Annotated in this window: 7 protein-coding genes and 1 pseudogene; 4 read left to right on the forward strand and 4 right to left on the reverse strand. The window is 57.5% G+C overall.

What is annotated here, in order from left to right; all coding sequences use genetic code 11:
- The first annotated feature begins 54 nt into the window (after window positions 1-54).
- Window positions 55-240, forward strand: a complete 186-nt coding sequence (locus LQ220_RS24445) for a hypothetical protein (RefSeq protein ID WP_230190581.1) — start codon at window positions 55-57, stop codon at window positions 238-240.
- 199 nt (window positions 241-439) lie between these two features.
- On the forward strand, window positions 440-637 hold the full coding sequence (locus tag LQ220_RS24450; protein WP_230190582.1) for a hypothetical protein: 198 nt from the start codon (window positions 440-442) through the stop codon (window positions 635-637).
- A gap of 928 nt (window positions 638-1565) precedes the next feature.
- Here LQ220_RS24450 and LQ220_RS24455 read toward each other — a convergent pair.
- Genes LQ220_RS24455 through LQ220_RS24470 form a run of 4 tightly spaced genes read right to left on the reverse strand, consistent with a single transcriptional unit; the run spans window position 1566 to window position 6662 of the window.
- On the reverse strand, window positions 1566-2129 hold the full coding sequence (locus LQ220_RS24455; RefSeq protein WP_230190583.1) for a hypothetical protein: 564 nt from the start codon (window positions 2127-2129) through the stop codon (window positions 1566-1568).
- A gap of 9 nt (window positions 2130-2138) precedes the next feature.
- Window positions 2139-3644: an MBL fold metallo-hydrolase gene (locus LQ220_RS24460; protein WP_230190584.1), complete on the reverse strand. Its 1506-nt coding sequence runs from the start codon at window positions 3642-3644 to the stop codon at window positions 2139-2141.
- Window positions 3641-5827 carry a hypothetical protein gene (locus LQ220_RS24465; RefSeq protein WP_230190585.1) on the reverse strand — a complete coding sequence of 729 codons (2187 nt, stop codon included), beginning with the start codon at window positions 5825-5827 and terminating at the stop codon, window positions 3641-3643. The genes LQ220_RS24460 and LQ220_RS24465 overlap by 4 nt, the downstream gene beginning before the upstream one ends.
- 31 nt (window positions 5828-5858) lie before the next feature.
- Window positions 5859-6662, reverse strand: coding sequence for a hypothetical protein (locus LQ220_RS24470; protein ID WP_230190586.1), 804 nt, complete (start codon window positions 6660-6662; stop codon window positions 5859-5861).
- Window positions 6663-7012: 350 nt separating this feature from the next.
- Here LQ220_RS24470 and LQ220_RS24475 point away from each other — a divergent pair, with 350 nt between their 5' ends.
- Together LQ220_RS24475 and LQ220_RS24480 are read left to right on the forward strand one after the other, a co-directional pair.
- Window positions 7013-7207: a hypothetical protein gene (locus LQ220_RS24475; RefSeq protein ID WP_230190587.1), complete on the forward strand. Its 195-nt coding sequence runs from the start codon at window positions 7013-7015 to the stop codon at window positions 7205-7207.
- Between the two features lie 228 nt (window positions 7208-7435).
- Window positions 7436-7828: pseudogene (locus LQ220_RS24480) on the forward strand (zincin-like metallopeptidase domain-containing protein).
- Window positions 7829-7924 lie beyond the last annotated feature (96 nt).

Consider the following 7924-nt stretch of genomic DNA (forward strand, 5'->3'; position numbering starts at 1 on the left):
GCGATGCAAGCGTACTCGCCTGGCTCGACACGCTTTGAAATAATGTGAAGGAACGTGGGCAGGAAACCCCAGAACTCAGCCAATCTGGCCGCCTTCCTTCACATTATCGACACCTCGCGATTAATCACAGTGCTGCAAAATGATGCCCGCGCCATCGTCCAAGCCGCCGCCCACGCCGAGCGTGCCGTTGCCTTCCTCCACAAGTTGGCAGATCGCGACGAGGAAAAGAACGCGGCATAGGCAGAATTGAGGCCGCCCCGTTGGGGCGGCCGGCCTGTTTGCCCCAGCCGTTGCCCACCCCAATCGAGAAGAAATAAGGAGCAGAAAAATCTATCACTGAGCGCTAGGGAATCGTCATAAGGGCGTTCAGGAGTAAGCAGTTCAGCCGTTGGGAAGCCGGGGATATAAAGGGAACGATTTCGGAACTGGAGTGCGGAAAATGAGCGATATTCTCGATATGGCCCATGACATGGCGATGGACCTCCATGCGGTCGGCGCCATGGATGCCACTATGATACGGATGATGGACGAGCTTTGCCTATCGAAGAAGCGCGTATTCACCGCTGCCGAAATTCGCCGCATCCGTCAGAGGACGCGGATGAGTCAGCCAATCTTTGTTGTCATGGTAGGCGTTTGAGCTAGCACCGTCGCCCAATGGGAAAAGGGCAACAAGAAGCCCAGTATCGCATCGGCGCGGCTCCTTGATATCATCGACAGAAAAGGTATTGAAGCCATTGCGTGAACGGCTAGGCTTTATCGCTGATAAGGCAGTTAGCGCATCGAACGGCGTGGAATTTGTGCAGGGCGGGGCTAGATAACCTCGATTCCCAGTTGCAACTGATATTAAGACGGCCAATTACGCCACGCTTATGAATGGGCACACTGGCCGAATCCTGACTTTCCGCTTTCGAGGCCTCTAGACGTTTTGGTGGCGCTGAGGGCTAGAATTGCAGTTCATCAGCTCGAGCGCCGATGGGGTTTCTAGCGTCTGCTCATCGTCGAGCCGACAATCACGGCCGAAGCACAAGGCGTTACTCCAAGACGGCGCCTTCTCGCAGATTTCCCGTTCAGGCATCAAAATCTGGCGCTAGGCACACTTCATATGTTCCGGCTGTGACGCCCGCCTCGTTATTATAGCGCACGCTCAGTCTAACGTATTGATGATTAGCCCCGGTTGTGCCTTGCCCACTGCCCCGACAACCCAAAGCAGACGCCCCCAAATAAAGCCAGAGTCCATGGTCTTGCTGGCGAGCGCGAGGATCGGCGCCGCTACAAGCGATCGGAACGCGAGCCATCGTCTTCCCAGTCGATGCGATCCCACGCCATCGCCAAGGCGCCTGCAGTGACCGAGCCTCCCGAGACGCTTGAGATTCGTTAGACCGTATTGAGCAATCCTGCGTCCCTCCGGTGCCAGAGAAAGCCAAGGTGAAACAGCGTAGCGCGGTATCCGCCGCCAGGAAATACAATTGCCGAGCCGCTATAGATATCTCGTCGTCGCTTTCGGTTCTTGACGGGCGTGAGGGCGTCCGCGACCCCATCAATCTTTGTCGTGCCAAGCGCTCCCGTCACGTAAAAATCTCGAAGTGAGCTTTGACGCGCGCGTTAAATCCAACGCCGCTGAGCAATCGAAGGCGTATTCTTTCCCTGTCGTTGGAGTAGCGCGTGAGATCCTCGATGAGCACATCGTCGCAGTTGAGGATACGCGCAACGTCGAGTTGTTGCGCCATCGCGTCCTGTTCTCGGTCAATCAGAACGTCCTCGTCATTGGGCGGCTCTCCAAGTTCGATAAACTGCCGTATGTGCCACGCGTCGTGAAAATAAGCTGTTGGACGGCGCGGCGCCGGATCCCACGCGACAAACTCGTCGAGCGTCCAATGAAAGTTCTTTTCGCGATAATCCATGAACGAGCGGGAAATGGTTTTGCCTCTGAAAATCTTCCTGCGGAAAATCGTCAAGGTCCTAGTGAGCTTGAACACGGTCGCCTGCTCATTTGAAAAACGGTTCGCCGCGGCGTTGATCGTCCCAGCCATTTCCTCGAATCGCGGCACGATCGCGTCGCGATGGTCATCGGCATCGACTAGTTCAATCGCCAAATCGACGGTCTGATCGAGGATTGAGACGGTGATCAAACGCAGGCCCTAATTAACATCATATTCGATCCATAGGGGGCCGAGGCCGCTACCATCGTCACCAATGGGTTCTCGAAGCGCGGATTTGAAGTTGGGATGTGCAACCAAAACCTCAGGTTCTGGATCGCGATCCCCCCAAATGATCCGGCCTCCGGTCAAGACCCTCAAGCGGTCGTACATTTCTTCATGGGGAAAGGACCATTTCCGCTTGTTCGCCATGCGTTGGTCGAGCGGTAGCATCGCTACCAACCGCTCATCCGTCATTTGTTCGAGGCCCGCGGCGCGCAACGTTGCGTTATGGCTCCCGTGATGGCCGATCTTGTAAAAGACCACCCGTTTCAAAATGTCGCTCGCCTCAATCTTTTGGTCCTCCGATACCAGATAGCCTTGGTCATGCCATGACAGCCAATTACCCACTTGCGCATCTGCGGCGAACAGCATCACGGGTCCGTCAGGCTCGAGCTCAAAGGCTAGGACCAGACTTGAATTGTTAGTATCGGAGTCCAGCTTGATCGCGAGAGATCCGATGGCGCCCTGCCAGTCGTCGCGTATCTGGCGCTGCGCTAGCTCGCTTGGATTGTCGCTATCCTCCAGCGGCCCATAGCGCTTCCGCATATCCCAAAGGTTACGCTGGGCAGGCGTGGCATCGGACGGCGGCGTCAGCGTCGGATCAAGCAATTCGGTGTCGACGACTTGCTGGTAGCGCATGCTGAACGGCATATTCCCGAATTCGCCGTCGTTTCCGAGGCTGGCGAAGTTTCGTGCCATCGTCCTTGCTTCGGCTTCACGCGCTGCAAGGTAGGTTTCGGGTTTAGCTTTTGTAGGCAGCGCTTTGAAAAGACGCTCGGGGTTTCTGGGGGGACCGAGTACGAACGCGCGCAAGACGGGCTTGTCGGGATCGTCCGTCGTCGGCAGGACCTGGCCAGGTTCCAAATAGCTATTCGGGTCCATGCCTGCCTTTTGCTTCAAAGCCTCGATGATCGCGCGGCCAGTGAGCCTTCCTTTAGCTGGGGCTCCAAAGGGACCGACAAAGCTGTCAAGTCCCATGGCCTCGCCCTGAAGGTACCAGTCCTTCTCTTTGTCCTTTGCCCGCGCAGCCATGCGTTCGACGCCGACGGCAATCGCCATCTGCGAATGCTCGAACATGCGGCGCAGCTTTCGCGCGTCCTCGTCTTCGGGATCTTCGGTCCAAGCGAGCCACAGGCGTTCAATCTTGAAATTATCGTCGTCGAGAAAGATATCGCGCGCAAGGCCGAAGCCCGAAATATGATCGTAATGCTCATGCGTAACCACGACGAGATCGAGCTTGCCACCGCAGGCCTTTTTAATATCCTCAGCGGCCCGGCGCATACGGTCCTTGCCCGTGCCTTCGCCTTGGATGATGCCACAATCGATTAGGATGGTAAAATCAGCCGGCTGGGTCCGGTCTACGGCAGTGTCGTTAAAAAGGCGAAGCAGGAAGCAATCGCCCAGCAACCCCTTGTACATGCGGATCGTGACGCCGGGCGTGCTCATGCCATCCCCCTATGTACAAACGCGAAAGGCTCGCGCTCGGTCTCGTCCGCGGGCAAGCCGTACACATCGGAAGCCTGGGCCATGGGAATGAAGCCCAATCGCCGGTCACGCTCGAACGTCCGTTGCCTTGCAAGGCGCTTCTCGTCAGTAATGGTTTTGCGGATCGCGTAGCGCAACCTACCATCGCGCAAATCGACCAGAAGCGTGGCCCCGCCACGGAACCAGAAATCGGGCTGCTTGGTCGCTTCGTCATCACCATCCTTGTCCACTCTTTGCTGGACGTCTTCATCGAAGTACGCACGGCGTCGTTGGACAATCTGGACGACCAGCTGGGAGAGTTCTTGGCCGTCGGGCCCCGCGCGACGGGCAACGCGGATGGAATAAAGCTGGATGACAGGCATTTCAGGGCCGCCATCATAGGCTTCCCACCCGACGGATCGAAGCGGCAGCTGCTCGGATTCTCCGGGGATACGACGCTTGGGGTCATCCGCAGCCATCATTTCGACACCAATGAGTTGCGCCCATAGATCGTCCTCGTCCGATTTTTTCGAAAACCATCGCCACGCCTCGTAGCGGTTCTTATTGATGATCTTCGCATTCCATTCGCGGAAATTGACATCGTCGGATTCGAGAAGCTTCTTGTAGTCGATGGCGTATTTAATTTTGCTGAGGAGATCGGCGAACAACAGGTCGTGGCGCGCATGCCCCGGACCCTCCGCCGGCGGGAGGTGGTCGGGGTTCGGCGCATCCCACAACAGGCTGTCGGGCGCCATCGACAGGCTATTTTCAGGTACGATGCCACGCCGCCTGAATGCTTGCGCTACGGCAATCCTGTAGCACATGGGATCGTCGGGTACGAGGTCATGGTCGGCCGTTATGATGGCGCGCAGATACTCGCCGAATGTCATATCCACAGGTGGGACATAATCGAGCGCCCTGACACACATGCGCAGCACATGGTCGGCGGCCTTGCTCGCTTCGACGGCAAGCCTTTCAACGAGATCCGGTGGCAAGGCGCTCGCCTCGTCACGCCGCCGAGCTCCCAGACCCAGACGGATGAGGTCGGCCGTCCGCCGCTCGTATATGGTTGTAAACGCATCGAAGACCGCGGCTACGAGGTAGCCGCCGCGCTCATGCGGCTCGATAATTGAGTCATCGAGCCTCAGGCGCGCAACCAGCGCGTCCCAGTTCTTCTGATCGAGCGGGTCGGACAAGAGCGGCGCTTCCCCCTTTGCCGTCCATCGCTTGCGGACGATTGCCTGGCGAGAGGCTTCGGTTTCAGCCGCTGCCACTTCAGCTTCGATTTCCACGAGTTCAAGTGCGACGCGAAGGGCGCCCCGCTTCCGGCCGAGCGCTTCCCCATATTGCCCGGCCAAGCTGTTGAGGAGCGACTTGCGCCGCATATCCCCGCGCGTATGCGCGATTTGCTGACGCAAGACGTCTCGCATCGTAAAATGCTGCATAAGTGCGACGATATCCGCAAAGCCTTCATGGAACGCGCGGGTATCCAGATTGCTCGGCTGGATCGAGCGCCTGTGAACGCCGTGAAGGATCGCGTGCGTCGTCTCATGGGCAATAATGTCCTGACTGAGGCACGTAAAGACCCATTGGTCCCCGCTCGTCACTGCGGTCGGCGGACGAAAATATCCGAAGAGGATCGCTGTCTTTCCCGGGCTGTAGTAGGCGTTGTCCTCGCGCAGCGCATGAGGATAGATCCGCAGCCGATGCACGAGTTCGGTCCGGCGTTGGTCGAGCCCGGAGGCGACATTGAACGGAATCTCTCTTGCGAAGAAGATCGTGCGTCCCAATGCCCGCTCGAACGCCTCGATCGTCTTCATCGCGACGGCATAGACCATTTGCTGATGGAATTGCGGCCGCCCTTCGGACGGAGGCAAGCCATTTTGGGCAAGAAGGGCGGGTTGGTTGAGATCGACGGGTTCATAAAACAGGCCGCTGGCCGGATCGTGGTCGATAACCTCGATATACTCGCCGCATGGGCCCGGAGTGAGTGAACGCTCCCACGGCGTCTCCCATTTAAGGCCGATCAGCGAATTGTTGACCGTCGCCGTCTCCAGGTCTGCGGACGCTTGGGGGTCGAACGCGTAGACGCGCAACCAGCGCAGCGCCGGCGTAGGATAAGGCGTTCGCCCAACCCCTTGCCAAAACAAAGAAGAAGACGTCATCGCTTTATCCGCCATTCAGTCGCCCAGACTTTCACAATTCGAGCATTTGATCCGGAGCGACAGCCTCTGCTTCCTTCTCTTTTCCGGCCAATGGCGTCGGCTTGACAAGCTTAGCTGCCTGATACCGACCATTTCGGAAAAAAAGTCTCACCACTTCTGCGCCAATGGTCAGTGGCATGTCAGTCGAAGTATAGGTTAATACCGAACTTTGCGCGCCGGTCGAACCTACGCTAACTTTAGCGCCGACAAGCTGCTGCACGACGGGCACGTCGAGCCCGAGGTCCGTTCCGTCTGACTTCTTGCCTTTCACCGTAATCGATTTTGCATCGACGGTCGCCGTGATGACGAACACCTCATCGTTTTCGAGCATTTTCTGCAACGCAGGACCGATCGCAGGTAGCGGGCTGGCCGCAGCGAGGAAGCTATCAAGAGCGTTGAAATCGACGCGGTTCTCGTTAACCTCGCCGAATTCGAACTCAACCGTCGACGCACTTTTGTAAGCGGCTTTCAGACCGAGCGAACTTCCAGCCAAGGCCCCGATTGCCGACCCGAGAACATCAAGCGCGAGGCTTGCGTCGAGCGATTTGGACTGGGCACCGGTGATACTTGCGACTGGCCCGCGTGCCGCGGCTGGCAAAGGAACGGCACCGGGAACAAGCGTTCCGCCAAGCGGTCCGATCGGCGTCAGGCGATCTCCGCGCTTTGCCAACATCAGGAGCGGTTGTGTGCTCGCTTTTGGAAGGGCTAGGGTCCCATATCCAAAAGGCTTGAGATAGTCACGCTGAGCACTTGAACACGATAGAAGAGTCATCGCCTTTCTCCTTGCATGCATCAATCGCAAACCCGGGGACGACCGACTCTACTAGGTCGATTCTTAAGTTTGATTGTCGGTCGGATTGCCAACATTGTCAATTCCACTTCGTGAATCTAAAACCTCCGCTTTGGATGCTCTTCAACGGTGTATCGCGCTTACTGCGTCATCGCGCTCTAAACTTCGCTTTTCCGGGCTTACATCTGACGGGAGCCGCATCAAGACGGCCCAACCAGATGTAAGGATAAAGAGGGTCCAATGGGATTTGACGCGGCCACTATTCAATATCTGGAAGATGCGCTGTGCAAGGCATCTAGATATCGCGCGGATCTCGACGCCTCAAACGCAGCGGCGTATCAACCGCGATCCTCACCTTGGTGCGCGAAAAGGCCGAAGCACGCTTCATGGGTCGCTTCGAAAAGGTGCCCAAGCGCTTGGTTGCCCAGATTGCGCTGGAAAAGCTCACGTTGCTCGGCGATGAGGGCGACCAGATTATCGCGGCGATGCTAACCGGACTGACCCAGATGACGCTGCGCGACGCCAGTGAGAATGCCAAGTCGGTGATCTAGGCGTGGCAGTCGAAGATCAAGACCGACCGCGAAATCAAAGCGAAAAACCGCGCCGAGGCCTTGCGCGCGGCTGCCAATTCTAAACGCGCCGACAAGCGCGCTAAGCAAGCGGCCCGCGCATCACGCACGAGACGGCGCGATGGCTTTGCGACCGTTTCATTGGTCTAACGGCGGAAGCCAACGTGCAGGGTCCATATTGTGCCGGAACCATAGCCGGGGGTAGAGCGCATCGAAGCCGCAGAGGCATTCTTTGCCAGCATCCCGGCAACCGTGAAACACGGCGGCGACAGGGCCTTCTACATCCCGTCAGCCGACCGCATCCAGCTACCGCCCTTCGCAGCTTTCCATGATGCCCACGGCTATTGCGCCACGAGGGGCCACGAAACCGTGCATTGGACTCGGAACGAGAGCCGCCTTGATCGCAGCTTTGGCCTGGAGAGATGAGGCGATGGAGGATACGCACGGGAGAAATTGGTAGCGGGATTAGGCGCTGCCTTCTTGGCCACCGATCTAGGGCTTTGCATCGAGCCGCGCCCCGATCATGCCAGCTATATCGCAAGCTGGCTGGGTTTATGCTCACCTCGCCATAACTCAAGTAATCGCGAGGTGTCGATAATGTGAAGGAACGCGGTTTCAGTGTATGAAATGCGCAGAATTGCGACGTTATCTGACGGGCTTTGCTCCGCATTATTTCTCGACGAACCTCTGCGGTCGTTT

This window comes from Sphingobium sp. CECT 9361, from assembly GCF_918741285.1.
Classification (GTDB): domain Bacteria; phylum Pseudomonadota; class Alphaproteobacteria; order Sphingomonadales; family Sphingomonadaceae; genus Sphingobium.

What these genes read in the sequence shown, in the direction of transcription:
- LQ220_RS24450 (WP_230190582.1), top strand. Translation starts at nt 440, where the DNA reads ATGAGCGATATTCTCGATATGGCCCATGACATGGCGATGGACCTCCAT.
- LQ220_RS24460 (WP_230190584.1), bottom strand. Translation starts at nt 3,644, where the DNA reads ATGAGCACGCCCGGCGTCACGATCCGCATGTACAAGGGGTTGCTGGGC.
- LQ220_RS24465 (WP_230190585.1), bottom strand. Translation starts at nt 5,827, where the DNA reads ATGACGTCTTCTTCTTTGTTTTGGCAAGGGGTTGGGCGAACGCCTTAT.